15 protein-coding genes are annotated in these 18726 nt (G+C 65.7%); 4 read left to right on the top strand and 11 right to left on the bottom strand.

Annotated elements, in window-relative coordinates; translation table 11 throughout:
* Window positions 1-70: 70 nt before the first annotated feature.
* Both FBY31_RS11890 and FBY31_RS11885 read right to left on the bottom strand, forming a co-directional pair.
* On the bottom strand, window positions 71-772 hold the full coding sequence (locus tag FBY31_RS11890) for a GntR family transcriptional regulator (protein WP_142041022.1): 702 nt from the start codon (window positions 770-772) through the stop codon (window positions 71-73).
* On the bottom strand, window positions 765-2273 hold the full coding sequence (locus tag FBY31_RS11885; protein ID WP_142041019.1) for a fumarylacetoacetate hydrolase family protein: 1509 nt from the start codon (window positions 2271-2273) through the stop codon (window positions 765-767). Before FBY31_RS11885 ends, FBY31_RS11890 begins: the two co-directional genes overlap by 8 nt.
* Window positions 2274-2495: 222 nt before the next feature.
* Here FBY31_RS11885 and FBY31_RS11880 point away from each other — a divergent pair, with 222 nt between their 5' ends.
* The gene (locus FBY31_RS11880; RefSeq protein WP_142041016.1) at window positions 2496-4406 is read left to right on the top strand and encodes an FAD-binding monooxygenase; all 1911 of its coding nucleotides are present in this window, start codon (window positions 2496-2498) and stop codon (window positions 4404-4406) included.
* Here FBY31_RS11880 and FBY31_RS11875 read toward each other — a convergent pair.
* Both FBY31_RS11875 and FBY31_RS11870 read right to left on the bottom strand, forming a co-directional pair.
* Window positions 4388-5245: a prephenate dehydratase gene (locus FBY31_RS11875; protein ID WP_142041013.1), complete on the bottom strand. Its 858-nt coding sequence runs from the start codon at window positions 5243-5245 to the stop codon at window positions 4388-4390. The two genes, FBY31_RS11880 and FBY31_RS11875, sit on opposite strands and share 19 nt — an antisense overlap.
* A 109-nt stretch (window positions 5246-5354) precedes the next feature.
* Entirely contained in the window at window positions 5355-7250 is a 1896-nt protein-coding gene (locus FBY31_RS11870) for an amylosucrase (RefSeq protein WP_142041011.1), read from the bottom strand.
* A gap of 255 nt (window positions 7251-7505) precedes the next feature.
* Here FBY31_RS11870 and FBY31_RS11865 point away from each other — a divergent pair, with 255 nt between their 5' ends.
* On the top strand, window positions 7506-8981 hold the full coding sequence (locus FBY31_RS11865; RefSeq protein WP_142041006.1) for an APC family permease: 1476 nt from the start codon (window positions 7506-7508) through the stop codon (window positions 8979-8981).
* On the opposite strand, the gene FBY31_RS11860 is transcribed toward FBY31_RS11865, so the two are convergent.
* The 4 genes from FBY31_RS11860 to FBY31_RS11845 form a co-directional block, all read right to left on the bottom strand.
* Complete coding sequence (locus FBY31_RS11860; RefSeq protein WP_142041003.1) at window positions 8978-9646, bottom strand: AmiS/UreI family transporter; 669 nt, start codon at window positions 9644-9646, stop codon at window positions 8978-8980. The genes FBY31_RS11865 and FBY31_RS11860 overlap by 4 nt on opposite strands.
* 310 nt (window positions 9647-9956) lie before the next feature.
* A complete protein-coding gene (locus FBY31_RS11855) occupies window positions 9957-10913 on the bottom strand; it encodes a helix-turn-helix domain-containing protein (RefSeq protein WP_142041000.1) in 957 nt (318 codons plus the stop codon).
* Window positions 10914-11039: 126 nt separating this feature from the next.
* Window positions 11040-12137, bottom strand: a complete 1098-nt coding sequence (locus FBY31_RS11850) for an alanine racemase (protein ID WP_142040998.1) — start codon at window positions 12135-12137, stop codon at window positions 11040-11042.
* Between the two features lie 17 nt (window positions 12138-12154).
* The gene (locus tag FBY31_RS11845; RefSeq protein ID WP_142040995.1) at window positions 12155-12757 is read right to left on the bottom strand and encodes a TetR/AcrR family transcriptional regulator; all 603 of its coding nucleotides are present in this window, start codon (window positions 12755-12757) and stop codon (window positions 12155-12157) included.
* Window positions 12758-12880: 123 nt separating this feature from the next.
* Between FBY31_RS11845 and FBY31_RS11840 the strand changes: the two genes are divergently transcribed.
* Together FBY31_RS11840 and FBY31_RS11835 are read left to right on the top strand one after the other, a co-directional pair.
* A complete protein-coding gene (locus FBY31_RS11840; protein ID WP_142040992.1) occupies window positions 12881-14845 on the top strand; it encodes a primary-amine oxidase in 1965 nt (654 codons plus the stop codon).
* Between the two features lie 16 nt (window positions 14846-14861).
* Window positions 14862-15320 carry a hypothetical protein gene (locus tag FBY31_RS11835; protein ID WP_142045293.1) on the top strand — a complete coding sequence of 153 codons (459 nt, stop codon included), beginning with the start codon at window positions 14862-14864 and terminating at the stop codon, window positions 15318-15320.
* Between the two features lie 5 nt (window positions 15321-15325).
* Here FBY31_RS11835 and FBY31_RS11830 read toward each other — a convergent pair whose 3' ends face one another.
* The 3 genes from FBY31_RS11830 to FBY31_RS11820 are packed head-to-tail and all read right to left on the bottom strand — an operon-like array spanning window position 15326 to window position 18606.
* Window positions 15326-17077, bottom strand: a complete 1752-nt coding sequence (locus tag FBY31_RS11830; protein ID WP_142040989.1) for a glycoside hydrolase family 35 protein — start codon at window positions 17075-17077, stop codon at window positions 15326-15328.
* A 9-nt stretch (window positions 17078-17086) separates the two neighbouring features.
* Window positions 17087-17809, bottom strand: coding sequence for a DUF624 domain-containing protein (locus FBY31_RS11825; protein WP_142040986.1), 723 nt, complete (start codon window positions 17807-17809; stop codon window positions 17087-17089).
* Window positions 17806-18606 (bottom strand): carbohydrate ABC transporter permease, encoded by an 801-nt coding sequence (locus FBY31_RS11820; protein WP_142040983.1) that lies wholly within the window; start codon window positions 18604-18606, stop codon window positions 17806-17808. Before FBY31_RS11820 ends, FBY31_RS11825 begins: the two co-directional genes overlap by 4 nt.
* Window positions 18607-18726 lie beyond the last annotated feature (120 nt).

Genomic DNA, 18726 nt, shown 5'->3' with positions numbered 1-18726 from the left:
TGTTTCCTTACTGTCTTCTGAGAGCAACGCGGGGTCACTTTTGGCCCTTCGGAGGCCTGATATTGGGCGTTTACTGACCCCGCGTTGCGTTCGGATGCGGCTGTGCCTGGGCGAGGTAGGCGTCCAGGGTGGCGGAGCGGTGGAGCCGGGCGGCTTTTTCGATGGCTTCAGCGTCGGCGCCGGATTCGATGAGCTTCAGGAGTGCCTCGTGCTCGTCCACCGAATCGTGTGCCCGGCCGGGCACAAAGCGGAAGGTGGAGGACCGGAGGGATGCGAGCCGGTTCCAGCCGCGGTGCACGAGGTCCAGGATGTGCGGATTGGGGCAGTGCTCAAACAGGACGCTGTGGAAGTCCTGGTTCAGCGCCGTAAACCTGACGGGGTCGAAGTGCTGCAGGCACTCGCGCATCTCGGCATTCACTGCCCGGGCCCGGGCAATCGCTGCCGGGTCGATCAAGGGAGCAGACAAAGCTGTGGCAGCGCCCTCCACGATGCTGAGGGTCTGCATGGTGTAGAGGTACTCGGTGGGATCAATCCCTGCCACGGTGGCGCCCACGTTGCGTTCGAACGTCACCAGGCCCTCGGCCTCCAGCCTGCGGATGGCTTCACGGACCGGAACCACGCTGAAGCCCAGGTCCTTGGCGATGCTGCCCAGGACCAGCCGGTAGCCCGGGGTGTAACTCCCTTCAATGATCCGCGCCTTGACGGCCTGGTACGCCTGTTCGGACTTGCTGCCGGCAGGGGCCGCGGGGAGGCTGGCCACTGTCTCAGTCATTCCCGTGGCCTGCTTCTGGATTCATGATGCCTGCTTTCCATTCCTCGTACCGTGCCTGCCATTCGGCATTCATGGGATACAGGCCGTCCACGCTGTTGCCCTGCTTGACCATCTGGAAGATGAAGGTCTCTTCCTGTTCCTGCTGGATGCAGTCGTCCACCAGTTCTTCGGCGATGGCCGGCGGGATGACCAGGATGCCGTCAGAATCCGCCACGATGATGTCTCCGGGCTGCACGGTGGCGCCGCCGCAGGCGATGGTGATGTCCGTGTCCCAGGGGATGTGCCGGCGGCCCAGCACTGCGGGGTGCGGGTTGGCGAAGTAGGTGGGCATGTCCAGCCCGGCCACGGCGGAGAAATCGCGGACGCCGCCGTCGGTGATGATGGCTGCGGCGCCGCGGACCTGGGCGCGCAGGGCAAGAATGTCGCCTACCGTCCCGGTGCCCTTTTCACCGCGGGCTTCCATGACCAGGACTTCGCCCTCATTGACGGAATCGATGGCGCGCTTCTGCGCATTGAACCCGCCGCCGTGGGTCTTGAAGAGGTCCTCCCGGTTGGGGACATAGCGCAGGGTCCGGGCCAGGCCCACCACCCGGCGGTCCGTGCGGGTGGCCTGCAGCCCGTCGATGCTGACGTTATTAAGGCCGCGCTTGCGCAGCTGGGAGGACAGGGTGGCCGTGGCCACGCTCTCAAGTTTGGCTTTCAGCTCAGGTGCGAGGGAAGGCGCGACGGCGGCGGTCGCCTTAGCATTATCTACGGCGGGTAGGCCGGCGGCTTCGCGCGAACCCCACGCTTCCTCCCGCTGCAGGTCATCAACCTGGGGTCCGGCACCAAAGTCAGCGAACGGCGTCGTGCCTTCCTCCACTGTGGTGACCAAACGGCCGGTGGTGAGGTCCGCGGCTGAGACCTCCACTTCGAGCACATCCCCGGGCTTGGCCACGGACGCACCGGCAGGGGTGCCGGTAAGGATGATGTCCCCTTCCTCGAGGGTGAGCAGCTGGGACAGGTCCGCCACAAGCCGGGAGAACGGGAAGAGCAGGTCCTGGGTGGTGTCGTCCTGGACGAGTTGTCCGTTGTGCCAGGTGCGGATGCGCAGTTGGGCGGGGTCGACGGCGTCTGCCGGAATGAGTGCCGGGCCCACGGGAGTGAAGCCGTCGCCGCCCTTGGACCTGAGGTTGGAGCCCTTGTCCGCCCAGCGCAGGTCGTACACGCCCAGGTCATTGCTGGCGGTAACGGCGGCGACGTGGCTCCACGCGTCCTCGATGCCGACGCGGCGGGCGGCCTTGCCAATGATGAGCGCGATCTCGCCCTCGTAGCCGAGCAGCTCGCAGCCGGCCGGTCGTTCAACGCGGCTTCCGCTGAGGGCCAGCGAGCTGGAAGGCTTGAGGAAGTAGGACGGCTGTGCGGGAGTGCGCCCTCGCTGGGCAGCCCGGCTGGGGTAGTTGATATGCACCGCGATCACCTTGCGTGCCGCTTCGAGGATGTTCCCGTTGACCTGCTCCAAAGCATCTCCTAGCGAAGTACGAAATCGTATACGATCACCTTGACCCCTCGGCTGGCGCTTGTCAAGCCCTTCGGGTGCTGGCGTTTTTGGCGCTCTTGTCGTCCCTGTCACACTTGGCGTACAGTGTTGCTCCAACAGCAGGTTTTCTCATATGGAAACCTGAATTCGAGTATCGAACACAGCCTTCTGGCCGAAGAGCCACACAACGAAGTGAGGAATCCCGTGCAGTTTCACCACCACGGTTATGTATCCGGAGACCCGCGGGTAAAGCCGGCAGCGGGCGTAGGCCTCGACCGGCCCGAGGAACTCCCGGACGAAGTGGACGTCCTGATCGTCGGCACCGGGCCGGCGGGAATGCTCGCCGCGGCGCAGCTTTCAATGTTCCCGAATGTCACTACGCGGATTATCGAGCGCCGTCCCGGACGGCTCGCCATCGGCCAGGCCGACGGCATCCAGGCGCGCAGCGTCGAAACCTTCCAGGCCTTCGGGTTTGCGGAGCGGATCATCGCCGAGGCCTACCGCATCACTGAGATGGCGTTCTGGAAGCCGGACCCCGCCAACCATGCGAACATCATCCGGGCCGCCCGCACGCCTGACGACCCCACCGGCATCAGCGAGTTCCCGCACCTCATCGTGAACCAGGCCCGCGTCCTGGACTACTTCGCCGAATTCGCCGCCAACTCGCCCACCCGCCTGGAGCCCGACTACGGCTACGAGTTCCAGTCCCTCAGCGTCGGGGATGGCGGCGAATATCCCGTCATGGTGACACTCCTGCACACTTCCGGGCCGAAGGAGGGCCAGGAACGCCTGGTGCGGGCCAAATATGTCGTGGGTGCCGACGGCGCGCGGAGCAAAGTGCGCACAGCGATTGGCTGCACCCTCGCCGGGGACCAGGCCAACCACGCCTGGGGCGTCATGGACACCTTGGCCGTCACCGACTTCCCCGATATCCGCACCAAGTGCGCCATCCAGGCTGAAAAAGGCAGCATCCTGCTGATCCCGCGCGAAGGCGGACACCTGTTCCGCATGTACGTGGACCTGGGGGTGGTGGACCCGGCCACCCACCATGCCGTGCGGAACACCACCATCGAGCAAATCATCCACAAGGCCAACGAGATCCTCCACCCCTACACCCTCGACGTCCGCAACGTGGCGTGGCACAGCGTGTACGAAGTGGGGCACAGGCTTACGGACCGGTTCGACGACGTCCTGCCGGAGGAGCTCGGTACGCGAACCCCGCGGGTATTTATCACCGGCGACGCCTGCCATACGCACAGCGCAAAAGCCGGCCAGGGTATGAACGTCTCCCTGCAGGACGGCTTCAACATCGCCTGGAAGCTGGGGCACGTGCTTGAGGGCCGCAGCCCCGAGGCCCTGCTGTCCACCTACTCGGCAGAGCGGCAGGTGGTGGCCAAGAACCTCATCGACTTCGACAAGGAATGGTCCACCATGATGGCCAAGAAGCCCGAGGAGTTCGAAAACCCCTCGGACCTCGAGGACTTCTACGTGCGCACGGCGGAGTTCCCGGCCGGCTTCATGACCGAGTACGCGCCGTCCATGCTGGTGGCCCCCGCCAAGCACCAGGACCTGGCCACCGGCTTCCCGGTGGGCAAGCGCTTCAAATCGGCACCGGTGGTGAGGGTGGGCGATACCAATCCGCTGCACCTCGGCCACCACGCCACAGCGGACGGGCGGTGGCGCATCTACGTCTTCGCAGACCCGGCGCCGGCCGGTGCGCACTCAGGCGTGGCGGACTTCGCCGGGTGGATCGCCAACTCGCCGGACTCGCCGCTGGCCGCAACGCCGTCGGACGCTGATCCTGACGCCTGGTTCGACGTGAAGGTGATTTACCAGCAGCCGCACACCGCCGTGGACATCGGAAAGGTTCCCGCCGTCTTCAAGCCACAGGTTGGCCCGTTCAAGCTGAATGACTACGAGAAGGTGTACGCCACCGATCCCGGTGCGGACATCTTCGAACTCCGCGGCCTGGACCGCGCCGGCGTTGTGGTGGTGGTGCGCCCGGACCAGTACGTGGCGAACGTCCTGCCGCTCACCGCGACGGCCGAGCTTGGGGAGTTCTTTGCTGCCCTGCTGAAGCCGCGCCGGGCCTCGGGTCAGCCGTTGACGGTCTGAGCAGTCCTGTACTCCGCGGCTGCGTAGACGCCGAGGATCCGCACCTCGGTGGTGAAGAAGTCGAGTTCCTCGAGGGCCAGTTTCAGGGGCAGGTCCTCGGGGTGGCCTTCGACGTCGGCCATAAACATGGTGGCGGCGAATTCGTTGCCCACCATGTAGCTTTCCAGGCGGGTCATGTTCACGCCGTTCGTCGCGAAGCCGCCCAGCGCTTTGTACAGGGCGGACGGGACGTTGCGGACGCGGAACACAAAGCTGGTGACCGCCGGTCCGGGCAGCTCGTCCCGGGCCGGCAGCGCCGTTTCCCGGGCCAGGACCACAAAACGGGTGGTGTTGGAAGGATCGTCCTCAACCCGGGAGGCCAGCACTTCCAGGCCGTAAATCTGCGCCGCCAGCGGGGGAGCAAGGGAGAGCTTGCGCGGATCGTTCCACTCGCTGACCTCGCGCGCCGAACCGGCGGTGTCGCCGGCGATGACGGGCTTGAGGCCGTGCTCGCGGATCAGCTTCCGGCACTGGCCCAGGGCGTGGATGTGGCTGTGGACCTCGGTGGCGTCCTCGATGGTGCTGCCCGGGATGCCCAGCAGGTCGAAGTGGATGGGCAGGAAGAACTCGCCCACGATCTGCAGGTTGGACTGGGGCAGCAGGATATGGATGTCCGCCACCCGCCCGGCAATGGAATTCTCGATGGGGATCATGGCCAGGTCCGCCTCGCCGCTGGACACGAGTTCGAACGCGTCCTCAAAGCTGGCGCAGGGCACACTTTCCATGTCCGGGAACATCTGCTTGCACGCGATATTGGAGTTGGCGCCGGGCTCACCCTGGTACGCAATCTTGGAGGCCATGAACCGTATCGTTTCACGCCCCGTGCCCGCCGGCCCAACTGGGTAGCGCTAACGTCGCGAAACGGGGCGATTTCAGGACGTTAACTGCGACCCAGTTGCGAAAGGAACATCAGGTGGAGGTGACGCGCAGCCAGACGTATTGGCGCGGCAGGAGCATGACGCCCTCGTCCAGCTGCAGCTCGGCTTCGGAGAGAAGGTCGACGGCGGTAGCTGAGTAGCCGGAAAAGGTTTCGGCCGGCAGGGCCTGGGGCCGGTCGCTGAAGTTGGCCAGTGCCAGGACGGAGCCGTTCCCGCCGGGGCGCTGGTAGGCCAGCACGCCGGGGTTGTGGGTGGCGAAGTCCACCAGCTTTGTTCCCGCCAGTTCCGGAGTGCCGGCCCGGACCTCGATCATTCGTTTCAGCCCCGCGTAGACAGCGCCTTCGGGAGTGGAAGGATCGTGGCGTCGGGCGTACTGGTCCACCGGGTAGTGCGGCCGGTGGACCCAGCGGCTGTCCGCCCCGTGCCCCGGCTCGGACGCGTAGCCGTAGTCATTGACCTGCCCCACTTCGTCGCCCAAGTACAAGAGGGGGATGCCGCCGGTGCTGAAAGCAACCGAGTGGGCCAGGAGGATCCGCTCCACCGCCTCAGCCGGGTCAACCTCCATGCCGCACAGGGACGCCGTCGTGCCTGAGATCCGGCAATCACCCGTCTTGGGATTGTCCTGGAAGGGCACCCCGCGGGCGAAGCTGCCCGGGAAGCGGTTGACGTAGAAGGAGTTCAGGAAACGGCGGTGGTCAAAGGCGTTGATCCCCAGTTCTGCCGCGTCCTCGTCGGCGAAGGTCCAGCCGATGTCGTCGTGGCTGCGGACGTAGTTCACCCAGGACGTGCCCTCCGGGATGTTGTGCCGGCGCTCCAGTGCTTGGGCCAGGAGCGAGACATCCCGGGTGGCCAACGATTCCCAGATCAGGGCCATCTGCAGCGGGTTGTAGGAGATCTGGCACTCGGCCGGGTCGATGTAAAGGGCCACCTCGTCCGGATGCACGATGGCCTCGGACTTGAACAGCAGCGACGGCGCCGCGATCCGGCACACCGCGTTGAAGGCCTGCAGCAGGATGTGTGCCTCGGGAAGGTTTTCGCAGGGGGTGCCCAGCTGTTTCCAGATAAAGGCGACGGCGTCCATGCGCAGGATGTCCACGCCCTGGTTGGCCAGGAACAGCATTTCGCCGGCCATGGCACGGAAAACGTCCGGGTTGGCGTAGTTCAGGTCCCATTGGTACGTGTGGAAGGTGGCCCAGACCCAGCGGCCGTCCTCCATTTGGATAAAGGACCCGGGGTGGTTCTCGGGAAAGATTTCCCGCACGTTCTGCTCAAAAGCGTCAGGCATGGTGCGGTCCGGGAAGATCCAGTAGTAGTCGCTGTACTCGGGATCCCCCGCAGCAGCACGCCGGGCCCACTCATGCTCGTCGGACGTGTGGTTGAAGATAAAGTCCACCACCAGGCTGATGCCGTGGCCGCGGAACTCTGCGGCAAGGTCGCGGAGCTGTTCCATGGTGCCCAGCTTCGGATTGACTTGGCGGTAGCTGGAGACCGCGTAGCCGCCGTCGGAGTGCGGTTCGGGTGCCAGGAACAGCGGCATGAGGTGCAGGTAGGTCAGGCCCAATTCCTTGAAGTACGGGATTCGGGTGCGGAGTCCTTCCAGGCTTTCGGCGTTCCTGTCCACGTAGCAGACGCCGCCCAGCATGTTGTTGGCCAGGAACCAGCTGCTGTTCGCTTCGCGCTCCGCGTCGAGGGCTTTCAACTCCGCCGGGCGTTCCTGCCAGGAGCGCGCGCTTTGCAGGACCAGTGCCGTGAACTGGTCCAGCCAGTCCTTGCGGGAACCGTACAGCGAGTGGAACAGGCGGAGGAGCTCGGGGAAGTGCCGGTCGAACCGCCGCTGAAAGTCCGTCCCTGCGTCGATGTCCGCTCTGGCAATGGCCTCGACGACGTGCTGCCGCGCCAACTCGTCCACACTGGCGAATTCCTGCATAAAAGGGCCCCTTCCGGCCGGCGGATACGGCAATGACTGGTTACGGCAGTATGCCACGGGCGAGTGACGCGGCGCCGCCGTGGAGTGAGTGGCGGGCACGTCCCGCTCTAGTCCGGTGTTGCGCTCAAGTACAACAACTGATCACTGCGCGACAAAACCCTTCAGCCTGTCCGCTGCCATGCTGAATTCAACGGGTGCAGGACGGATGAAACCGCACCCTTCCCCCCAGCGCTCATGACCGTTAAGAAGGATCCAATGAGTATTTCGAATTCCGAGTCCCGGACTGCCGATACAAGGCCTGCGAAAGAGCAATCCACTGCCCTCCGCGCCGGCAGCATCGGCGTTATGGGAATCCTGTTCTTTGTTCTGTCCGCCCAGGCGCCCCTGACGGGAATCGCCGGTGCTTCCCCCTTGGCTGCCGCGCTCGGCAACGGTGCCGGCGCCCCGGGCGCCTACCTGATTGTCGGCGTCGTTATTGTCATTTTCGCCGTAGGATTTGTGGCCATGAGCCGCAGGATCCAGGCGAACGGCGCGTTTTACGCCTACGTCACGACGGCCTTCGGCAGGAAAGCGGGGGCCGGTGCGGCCTGGCTGGCACTGCTGGCGTACAGCACCGTGCAGGCGGCGATGTACGGGCTCTACGGCGCGGCGTTCTCCGGGCTGCTGGCTTCAATTGGAGTCAGCGTCCCCTGGTGGTTGCTGGCCCTGGCAACAATGGCTGGAGTGCAGGTGCTGGGCTCCCTCAACATCGAACTCGGCGCCAAGGTCCTGGCCCTCCTGGTGGGGCTCGAAGTGGCCATCCTGCTGATGTTTGGCTTCACGGTACTCTTTAGCGGCGGCGGTCCCGAGGGGATCAGCATTGCGGCGTCCTTCTCCCCGGAAGCCATCGCTGCCGGTGCCCCCGGCGTGGCCATTATGTTCGCTGTGGCCTCCATGTTCGGCTTCGAATCCACCGCCATCTATTCGGCCGAAGCCAAGGACGCCCACCGCACCGTAGCGCGGGCCACCTACCTGTCAGTGGCCGTGATCGCCGTGTTCTTCTCCTTCATCTCCTGGATGCTGGTGAGCTACTACGGCCCCAGCCAGGTCATGGACGCCGCCGGCGCAGCCCTGGAATCGGGCGACTCCACCAGCTTTGTGCTGGCTCCCATGGTGGAACTGTTCGGCCCGTGGGCGGGCACCGCCACGGGCATCCTGCTGGTGACGTCCCTGCTGGCCGGCATCATCGCCTTCCACAACGGCATCAACCGGTACCTTCACTCGCTGGCACTGCAAGGCTCCATGCCCGCCGTCCTTGCCAGGACCAACCGCCACCGCGCACCCGCTGCAGCTGCCCGGATCCAGACCGCCACCGCCATCGTGCTGGTGGTTCCGTTCGCGCTGCTCGCGCTGGATCCCGTCCTGACCCTGTTTTCCTGGTTCAGCGGACTGGCTGTTGCTGCACTCCTGGTGCTGTACATCCTCTGCTCGGTAGCCGTGGTGGGATTCTTCCGGCGCGAACGGGTGGAAGGCCAGCTCTGGCAAACCCTCCTGGCCCCCGCCCTGGCTACGCTGCTGCTGGCGTGGGTGCTGTCACTGGTGGTCAGCAATTTCACCGCCCTGATTGGCGGCAGCGCAGAAACCGCCGCGGCCCTGCTGGTGGCTGTCCCGGTGATGTTCGCCGCCGGTGTCCTGGTGGAATCACGGATTGAACGGCGGCGGAAGGCCAGCAGCCTCGGGCACGCGGGCTAACGGGCAGATTCCTCGCCCGCTGAGGCAAGGGAGTGGCGGACGGCCCGGCCTGGTGCACCTGCATCCGTCCGGGCTGTTTCCCATGCAGCCAGGGTCTGGCGGGCAAGGATGCCGGCGAGGACGAACAGTCCTGCCAGTAAGGCGGCTGCAGCGGCGGCAACCAACGGGCTGCGCGGCCACAGCCCTGCCAGCCCCAGGAAAGCAGGGACGGTGGCGGTGACCTGGCTGGTGAGCACCAGCGCCCAGCCGGTGAACAGGTCCACCCGGGCCAGGCCCAGTGCCATCGAGACAAAAAACAACCCCCACAGCGCCGACCAGCCCAGCCAGAGAACGGCCAGCAGGGGATCTTCATGAAGCCACGCCGCCGCGAGGAGCAGCCCAACAAAGGCCACCATGCCGCAGAACCACCCGAGCCCCTTCGAACCCAGGTCCAGCAGAAAGTCCAGGCCTACGTAGAGATATGTCAGGCCGAACAGGAACATGCCGGAGGCTGTCAGCGGTCCGCCCGCAGACGGGCCCGGGGACAGGACGACGCCGAGCACCAGTTGGAGGATTCCCACCGCCAGGCTCAGCACGGCTGCGTCGCGGCGCGGCAGGTGTCCCAGTGTGGCTAGGCCGTTAATCAACAGCGCAGCGCCGGAAAGGAGGAGGCAGACATACGGCATCAGCACGTCCCGCTGCCGGAAGATCCATCCTTCGGCGCTTTCATAGAGTGGAATATTCTTGTCACAATACGGAGACTAGCCGAAGCGTCGGTGGGCCACCTAACAGCGGGCGGTCATAATCGGAAAGCTGAAGCGCTACTCAGAGCAGTACGGCGCGACCGGCGACTATGCCCTCGGCGTGAGCACCGGCGGGGTTGTCAAAGGTTGCCGACGCCATGCTGGCGCAGGGGCTGATCTCGCCCGGCATACTAAGCTGGCGCCACCCGCCGTCGTACGTTGACCCCCGGCAATACCTCCCCTTGCGGCGGGGTCAGGCCTGGCGGCGCCAGTCGGTGGGGGACATGCCGAAAGCGTCGCGGAAGGTGCGGCTGAAGTGGGCCGCATCAAGGAATCCCCAGCGGGCAGCCACCGCACTGACGGACTTCCCGGCGTGCAGCGGATCCCGCAGGTCACGGCGTGAGCCGTCAAGGCGCTGGCTCCGGATCCAGCTGGCGACCGTGGTGCCGGACTCGTGGAAGACGTTGTGCAGGTGCCTGGTGGAGATGAAGTGCGCTGCCGCGATGCTCGCCGGGCACAGCAGCGGATCGGACAGGTTGGCCTCGATGTATTCGCGGATGGACGCGGCCAGCAGGGCCTGCGGCTTCATCCGGTCCGGGGCGATGTCCATTTCCGCGTGCAGCATGGTGGACACCAGGTCCAGGGCGTTGGTGGCCAGCCGGGAACCGCTGGGACCGGTCAGGACGTCAAGGTTTTCGGTGAGCTGGCGGATGAACTGTCCCACGATCCCGCTCAGGCCCGTGCTGCCGGCCATCCGTACGGCGGAGAGCTGGCCAACGTAATCCGTGGGCAGCGTGAGGGCGTCGCACGGAAACATCACCACCATCATCCGGGCCTGTTCCTCGAACGCCAGGGTGTAGGGGCGGTTGGTGTCATAGATGGCAAGATCGCCGGGCTGGAGCAGCGCCTCACGGTTGTCCTGGATCAGGAGGCCCGTGCCCTCGAGCTGGAGGTTGAGTTTAAAGTAACGCTCGCCGGCCCGGGCAATGAGCGCGGGCGTTCGATGGACCTCGTGGGACGTGGCGGTAACTTCCACGATGGACATCCGGTCCAGTACCCGCGAGCGCAGCTGTCCGCGGAAGCCGTCCACGTCAGACGTGCGGGCGCTTAGCGGCACAAAGGACTCGGCCACGAGGTGCTTCCAGTGGTCAAAGGTCCGGGCAACACTGGTGGTGAGGTTTTGGCTGGCGGGCGAGGCTGGTGCTTGCATGGATGTTCCTGACGACGGGCGGGCCATCTGACATTCCCCCGAGGCTGTGTCCTGCAACACAGTCCAATCAGGGTAGCGCCAGCCCTGTTCTTTTTTCAACAGTTGGCGAAAAAAGAAGTGCGGCCGCTATTTGTTCTTGCCCCGGGCGGCCACCGCCCAGCGGTCCACCAGCTTCCCCTGGCTCACCACCGCCACGTCATCCACGAGATTGATGGCAAGGCAGACGTGGTTGGGGATGACCCGAAGCCGCGCACCAATCGGCGGCGGCGGCCCGCCGTCGTGCCACTCCACTGTGGCGTGGTGCTCGGACAGTGCCGTGATTCTCGCGCCGGGGTGGTCCATAAGACGCCCGAGTCCGCTGGCCCACGCCGGCCGGTCGCTGCCCAGGATCTTGCTTCCGGCATCGAGGATGAACCGCGCCGGGGTGCCCGGAACGGAGGTGTGGCGGCTGACCACGGTGGCCGCAACCGTCAACGCGATGTCTTCAAGTGCGCAACGGCCCAACTCCAGCTGTTGGGCATCACCAAAGACGTAGACGCCGGGACGCACCTCGGTGGCAACAGGGCCCTCGGCGAGGAGCGCCGTCGGGGTGGATCCCCCGCTTCGCACAGCCGCCTCGAAGCCCGCCGCCCCGAGCGCCTCCGCTGCCTGCTTCAGGGCATTCTGCTCTTGGGCCGCCGCTTCTGCCGGCATCCCGGGGGCATAGCTGTGGCCGGGGAAGGTGAAGGCCCCTGCCACCTTGAGGCCGGCGCGGGATGCTGCCTGGGCAACGGCTGCTGCCGCTTCCGGTTGGACGCCGCTGCGGTGGTGGCCGCTGTCGATCTCCACCAGCACGCTGACCTCCCCGGCAGCATTGCCGAGGCCTGCGCCCAGCGCGGAAGCACCGGCTGCCGAATCCACACCTACTGAAATTTTCGCTCGTGCCGTCAGCTGCCGGAGCCGCTCCGCCTTGTGCGGCGAAACCCAGAGGGGGTAGGCAATGAAGAGGTCCTGGACCCCTGAAGCGGCGAACACTTCCGCCTCGCCGACAGTGGCCACGCTCAGCCCGACAGCCCCGGCTGCTAGTTGCCGTTCGGCGATCTCAGGGATTTTGTGGGTCTTGGCGTGGGGGCGCAGGGCAAGCCCTTTGGCCCTCACAGCCTGGGCCATCCGGGTGATGTTCCGGCCCAGGATGTCAATGTCCACGAGTACTTCGGGAGTGTCGATGTCAGCAGGAATGGTCACGGCTGCGCTCTCAGCCTTCAATGGTCCGCCGGCTGGCCCAGCAGGGTGAGGTAGCCCTCAAGCTGGCGGTCGTGACCGAAGTCCGTGCGTCCGGCCGGAGCGAGGGCGGCTTCGATCTGGGCGCCGAGCAGCATGTTCAGGAGCTGGCCTGCCAGGGCATTGTCACCAACGGCGGTACTCACGTCGCCGGCGGCCCGCGCCTCTTGGAGGTAGCGGCGGATGGCGGTGAGCCACGCGTCCATGGACTGCTGGTGGATCACGGCCTTTTGGGGATCGTTGACGGCTTTCTGCCAGAAGGGGATCACGATCCGCGCCTCGTTGACGCGCTCCTCATCGAGGGGCAGCACCTCAAGGCAAAAGGCCCGCAGCGCTGCCAGGCCGGTTTGACCCGCGGTGACCTCGGCAATCCGCTGGTTGGTCCGGTTGAACACATGGCTGAAGGCGAATTCCAGCAAGGTGTCCTTGGTGGGGAAGTAGGGCTTCAGGGCGCCGTTGGCGAAGCCGGCCTCCATGGCGATTTCGCGCATCGTGGCGCCTTCAAGGCCATTGCGTGCAATGATCCGCCACGTCGCATCCACCAGTTCCAGGCGCCGCTCATCATGGTCAACAATCTTTGGCACCGCTGCTGCTCCCCGGAAATATTTTCGTTCAAACCCTTGTGAGCCATCTTACGTACAGCTTATTCTCTACATCTATAGAAAATAAACCGGCCGACCTATCAGCGGTCCGATCAAAGGTTCCCCATGACGCTTGCACCCGTTGACACGGCATCATCATTCGGCCTCGCTACGGCCCCGGAGATCCTCGAGATCCGGTCCATTCTGCAGTCGGCGGGCCTCCTTGGCCCGCAGCACCGCATCGCGTACCTCGGACTGTTGGATCCGGTCCGGCGAACGGCGGCCGCGACCAACGAAGGCAACCACCAGCCGGAGGAACGGCGCTTCCGGATCTTTATCCACGACGTCTCGGGGGGTGCGCCAAGCGACGTCATCGTCTCGCTGACGCACCAACAGGTGGAATCCGCCGTCGTGCTCGATACCGCCGTGAACGGTGAACTTCCCGTCCTCGAGGAGGAGTTCGAACTGGTGGAGGCGCTGCTGGCCACCGACAAGCGCTGGCTGGACGCCATTGCTGCCCGGAACCTTGAGGTCGCCAACGTCCGTGTGGCTCCGCTCTCCGCCGGGGTTTTTGAGTACACGGAGGAGAAGGGGCGCCGGATCCTCCGGGGCCTGGCTTTCGTCCAGGACTTCCCCGAGGACAGTGCGTGGGCGCACCCCGTGGACGGGCTGGTGGCGTACGTGGACGTGGTCAACAAGGAAGTCATGCAGGTCATCGACCTCGGGGTTATGCCCATCCCGGCCGAGCACGGCAACTACACCGATCCGGAACTGACCGGCCCGCTCCGCACCACCCAGAAGCCCATCAGCATCACCCAGCCCGAAGGTCCCAGCTTCACCGTCACCGGTGGAAACCATGTGGAGTGGGAAAAGTGGAGCGTGGACGTGGGCTTCGACGTCCGGGAGGGAGTGGTCCTGCACAACCTCGGCTTCCGCGATGGGGACCGGGTGCGGCCCATCATCCACCGCGCGTCCATCGCCGAAATGGTGGTCCCGTACGGCGACCCGTCGCCCATCCGGTCCTGGCAGAACTACTTCGACACCGGCGAATACCTGGTGGGCCAGTACGCCAACTCCCTGGAACTCGGCTGCGACTGCCTGGGTGACATCACCTACCTCAGCCCCGTCATCTCCGACGCCTTCGGCAACCCGCGCGAGATCCGCAACGGCATCTGCATGCACGAGGAGGACTGGGGCATCCTCTCCAAGCACTCGGACCTCTGGACCGGGATCAACTACACCCGCCGGAACCGCCGCCTGGTGATTTCCTTCTTCACCACCATCGGAAACTACGACTATGGCTTCTACTGGTACCTGTACCTGGACGGCACCATCGAGTTCGAGGCCAAGGCCACCGGCGTGGTCTTCACCTCGGCATTCCCGGAGGGCGGCTCGGACAACATCTCCCAACTGGCCCCCGGCCTCGGCGCACCCTTCCACCAGCACCTCTTCAGCGCGCGGCTGGACATGGCCATCGACGGGTTCACCAACCGGGTGGAAGAGGAGGACGTGGTCCGCCAGGCCCTGGGGCCGGGCAACGAACGCGGCAACGCCTTCTCACGAAAGAGGACGGTCCTGGCCCGCGAATCGGAGGGTGTCCGGGAAGCTGACGCCCGTGCCGGTCGTACCTGGATCATCTCCAACCCGGAATCCCACAACCGGCTGGGCGAGCCGGTGGGCTACAAGCTCCACTCGGAAAACCAGCCCACGCTGCTGGCCAGCCCGGATTCCTCCATCGCCAAGCGCGCCGCCTTCGCCACCAAGGACCTCTGGGTGACCCGCTACGCGGAGAACGAGCGGTACCCCACGGGGGACTTCGTCAACCAGCACGCCGGAGGCGCAGGCCTGCCCGCCTACGTGGCGCAGGACCGGGAGCTCGACGGCCAGGACATCGTGGTGTGGCACACCTTCGGACTCACCCACTTCCCGAGGGTGGAAGACTGGCCCATCATGCCCGTGGACACCGTGGGCTTCAAGCTCCGCCCCGAGGGGTTCTTTGACCGCAGCCCCGTGCTGGATGTGCCCGCCAACCCGAACCGGCAGGCTTCCTCCTGCCACACCGAGGGAGCCACCGGTGGCTCCTGCCACTAGCCCCGCCCGCGGAATGATGGAAAGGCCGACGGCGGCAGGACGGGTCCGCGCCCGCGGTCCCGTCCTGCATCCCCGGGCATGCGCCGTGGTCACCGCTGCTTCCTGCGCCACGCACCTGTGGCTGGCAGCTGCTGGCCACCATGGGGCCTGGCTGGGCCTCCTCATGATTGCCCTGGCCGCCGTCTGCGTGCCGTGCACGGTCCATATCTGGCGCCACAGCCGCATCGGAGCGCTGCATCAAGTGACTCTTGTGGCGCTGGCCATGGTCGCGCTGCACACCACGCTGCTGCTCAGCGCGGGAGGCGCCGGGCACACGCATGGTGGAGGGCCGGCGTCGTACACTGCCCAGGCCGCAGACGCCGGCCAGCTGCTGCTGGTCATCGGGCTGGAACTGACGACGGCGTTGCTCGCCGCCACGCTGGTGGCGCGGCTGCGCCGGGGAAACCGCAGCCGCGCAGCCCGTCCCGGCGTATAGCCGCGCTACTTCTCGTCCGGCCCCAGGTCAGGGCCGGAGACGAACCGTACATCCCGGGTGGAGCTGCCCTGCAGTTCAAGAATGGCCAGTTCGTTGACGCCTTCGCGGATCAGCGGGCCCGGCACGTAGAGCGTTCGTTGGGGGCCGCGGCTCCAGTAGCGGCCGAGATTGAAGCCATTGATGAAGGCATTGCCCTTGGTCCAGCCGTCCAGGCGCAGGTGCCGGTCGCCGGGGCCCGCCGCGGTAAAGGAGGCGAACGACACGGACGGGCCGGCTACGCCTCCGCTACCGGAGAACTCCGCTGCCATGCTGCGCAGCGGTGCCAGGTCGCCCAGGCTGAGGGGCCGCATGTCCCAGCCTTCCAGTTCTTCACCGTCAAGGGTGGCCGGGCCCATGAGTCCCTTCGCCTCGCCGATCCTGGGCCCGTAGTTGACCCGGCCCTGGTCCTCCACCAGTATCTGCAGGTGCCCGCCCCGGGGGAGGGCGAGGGAGCGTTCGCCCAGCTCGCGGCTCAGAATGCCCACGGGAAGGCTGTCCAGGAAGAACTGGGCTCGATCACGGATCCCGCCAAAAGCCAGGATGCCGCCGTGGGCCACGTGCCGTTCGTAGAGGTGGAACCCGCGGTACTCGCCCGCGGCTTCGCTGACGGGAACGGGCCCGGCGGACTGCAACGGTGTGCCCAGCATGTCCGCGGCCTGCAGGAGGGGCACCGTGGAGGCAACCGCAACAACCGACTCCGGTACCTCGGCGCGGCGGGCCGGAACCTCCTCCGGCACGGGGAAGTGTTTGGCGATGACATCCCGGAAAGCGAAGTATTTATCGGTGGGGAAGCCGTCCTCGCTGAGCGGTGCGTCGTAGTCGTAGGACGTGATGGTGGGCTCGTAGATGCCCTTGTCGTTGGCGCCATTGGTGAACCCGAAGTTGGTGCCGCCGTGAAACATGTAGATGTTGACGGACGCTCCGGCGGTCAGCAGGGCCTCAAGCTCCGCTGCGGACGCGGCGGCGTCGGTTCTGTGGTGGTGGGTGCCCCAGTTGTCGAACCAGCCGTTCCAGAATTCCGCGCACATGAGGGGTCCGGAGGGCTGCCGTTCGTGCAGGAATGCCAGGCGCTCGGAAGCGCGGGAGCCGAACGTGCCCGTCTTGTGCAGTTCGGGCAATGACCCGTCCTCGATCATGGTGCCGAACGGCTGGTCGCAGGTGAACAGGGGGACCTCCACGCCGGCACGTTTTGCCACGTCCACCAGGTGCTGCAGGTAGGCCTTGTCCGCACCGTAGGCGCCGTACTCATTTTCGATCTGGAACAGGATGATGGGGCCGCCCCGGGTGATCTGGCGCTCGACGACGATGGGCAGCAGGCTTTCCATGAAGGAGTCGACGGCGGCAAGGTAGCCGGCTTCGCTGCTGCGCACGCCCACCGTGGGATCGCTGAATAGCCAGGCGGGCAGTCCGCCGTTGTCCCATTCGGCGCAAATGTAGGGCCCAGGCCTGACGATGGCCTGCATTCCTTCGGCTGCCACAAGGTCAAGGAAGCGGCCCAGGTCAAGGCCGCCGTCGGTACTGAATGTTCCGGGGGCGGGGGAATGTTCGTTCCACGCTACGTACGTTTCGATGGTGTTCAGCCCCATCAGGCGTGCCTTGTGGATCCGGTCTGCCCACTGGTCCGGGTGGACCCGGAAGTAGTGGATGGCGCCGGAGAGAATACGGAAGGGCTCCCCGTCCAGCAGGAAGTCATGGTCGCCGATCGCGAAGGTGCTCAAGAAAATTCCTCAGGGATTCTTCGGGTTTTTGCCCAGCGCGGCGTGGAAGGCGTAGGCGGCGTTGCTCCACACCACAAACAGCAGCGGCGCCGGTGCCAGGGCCACCCCCAGGACCGGCTGAAGCAGCGCTGCCGAGGCGACGATGCCGAGCAACACCAGCATGGCCAGGCTCAAGTACCAGCGCTGGACGCTGAGGTACAGGGCCGCCTTCAGCAGGCCTTTCAGCCCCGCCTCGGGCAGGAGTACGACGCCGGCGATCGCCATCACGGCGACGGTCACCGTCACCGCAACAGCCACCACAATCAAAGGAACCAGTACTGCCCCCGCAGGCAGCGCCTGGACTATCACCAGGTCGACGCCGAGGAACAGGAGCACGGCCACTGCAGCCAGCCCCAGCGGGGCTGCCCGCCGGAAGCTCCGCCGGTAACCGCGAAGGAACGCGGCCACTGGCTTTACGGAAGTGCCGTCGTCGTTCAATGCCTTGAAGGCGGCGAACAGGCCGGCGAGCGACGGCGGAACCGTCACGGACAGTGCCAGGAAGAACGGCCACGCCGCGATGGGATCCGCCACCAGCGCGAGGCACAGCACCAGCGGCGCGTTGGCCAGGGCCAGCAGGACGTTCCCGGCCAGGAAGGTGTAGATGAACCCGAAGATGCTCCCGAAGGCCTCGAATCCCGGGCTGGGAATCCGTCCCGCCAGGCCGCGCCGCTTCGGCTGTGCCACCGAACTCATCCCTTCATCCCGCTCGTGGCGATGCCCTGGATGAAGTAGCGCTGGCCCAGCAGGAAGATGATGAGGATGGGGATCACGGAGATCACGGAGCCGGTCATGATCATGGCGTACTCGGCGTCGAACTGGCCTACAAAGGAGCGAAGGCCCAACTGGACGGTCCACAGGCGGTTGGACGTGAGGTAGATGAACGGGCCCATGTAGTCATTCCAGGTGTTCACAAACGTCAGCAGCGCCAGGCTGGCCAGGGCCGGCTTGGACAGCGGCAGGATCACCCGCGCCCAGATGCCGTATTCGCTGAGCCCGTCGATGCGGGCAGCTTCACACAGTTCGTCCGGGATGGTCATGTAATACTGGCGCATCAGGAACACACCGAACGCGCCGAACGCCTGCAGCAGGATGAGGGCGTTGAAGCTGTTGGTCAGGCCCAGGTTCTGCATCATGATGTACTGCGGCACCATGTACGCCTGCCACGGCACGGCGATGGTGCCGATGTAGGCCAGGAACAGGACGTCGCGCCCCGGGAAGCGGACCTTCGAGAAGCCGTAGGCCGCGAGTGAGCCGGTGAGGACCTGCAGGCAGGTGATGATGACGGCCAGGTAGAGCGAGTTCTGCAGGTATCCCATCATGGGAATGCGGGTCCAGATGTCCGTGTAGTTGCTCCACACGAACTCGGAGGGGATCCACTGGATGGGGACCGTGAGGACCTGGTTGTTCTCCTTCAGCGACGAGGAAACCATCCAGATGAACGGCACCATCAGCGCCAGCACCAGGACGGCCAGCACGGCGTAAACCACCACGTCGGTGGTGCGGGCCTTCCGTTCCCGGGGGAGCGTTTGCGCTGCGAGCTGCGGCGGTCTTCCGCAGTAATTGCCCCGCCCCTCAACGGCAGGTCGTCTTTGAAAGCAGTGGCTTTGAGG

This window comes from Arthrobacter sp. SLBN-100, assembly GCF_006715305.1.
Classification (GTDB): Bacteria; Actinomycetota; Actinomycetes; order Actinomycetales; family Micrococcaceae; genus Arthrobacter.
The sequence above is the reverse complement of the archived record's forward strand: the minus strand, read 5'-3'. Positions and strand labels throughout refer to the sequence as shown.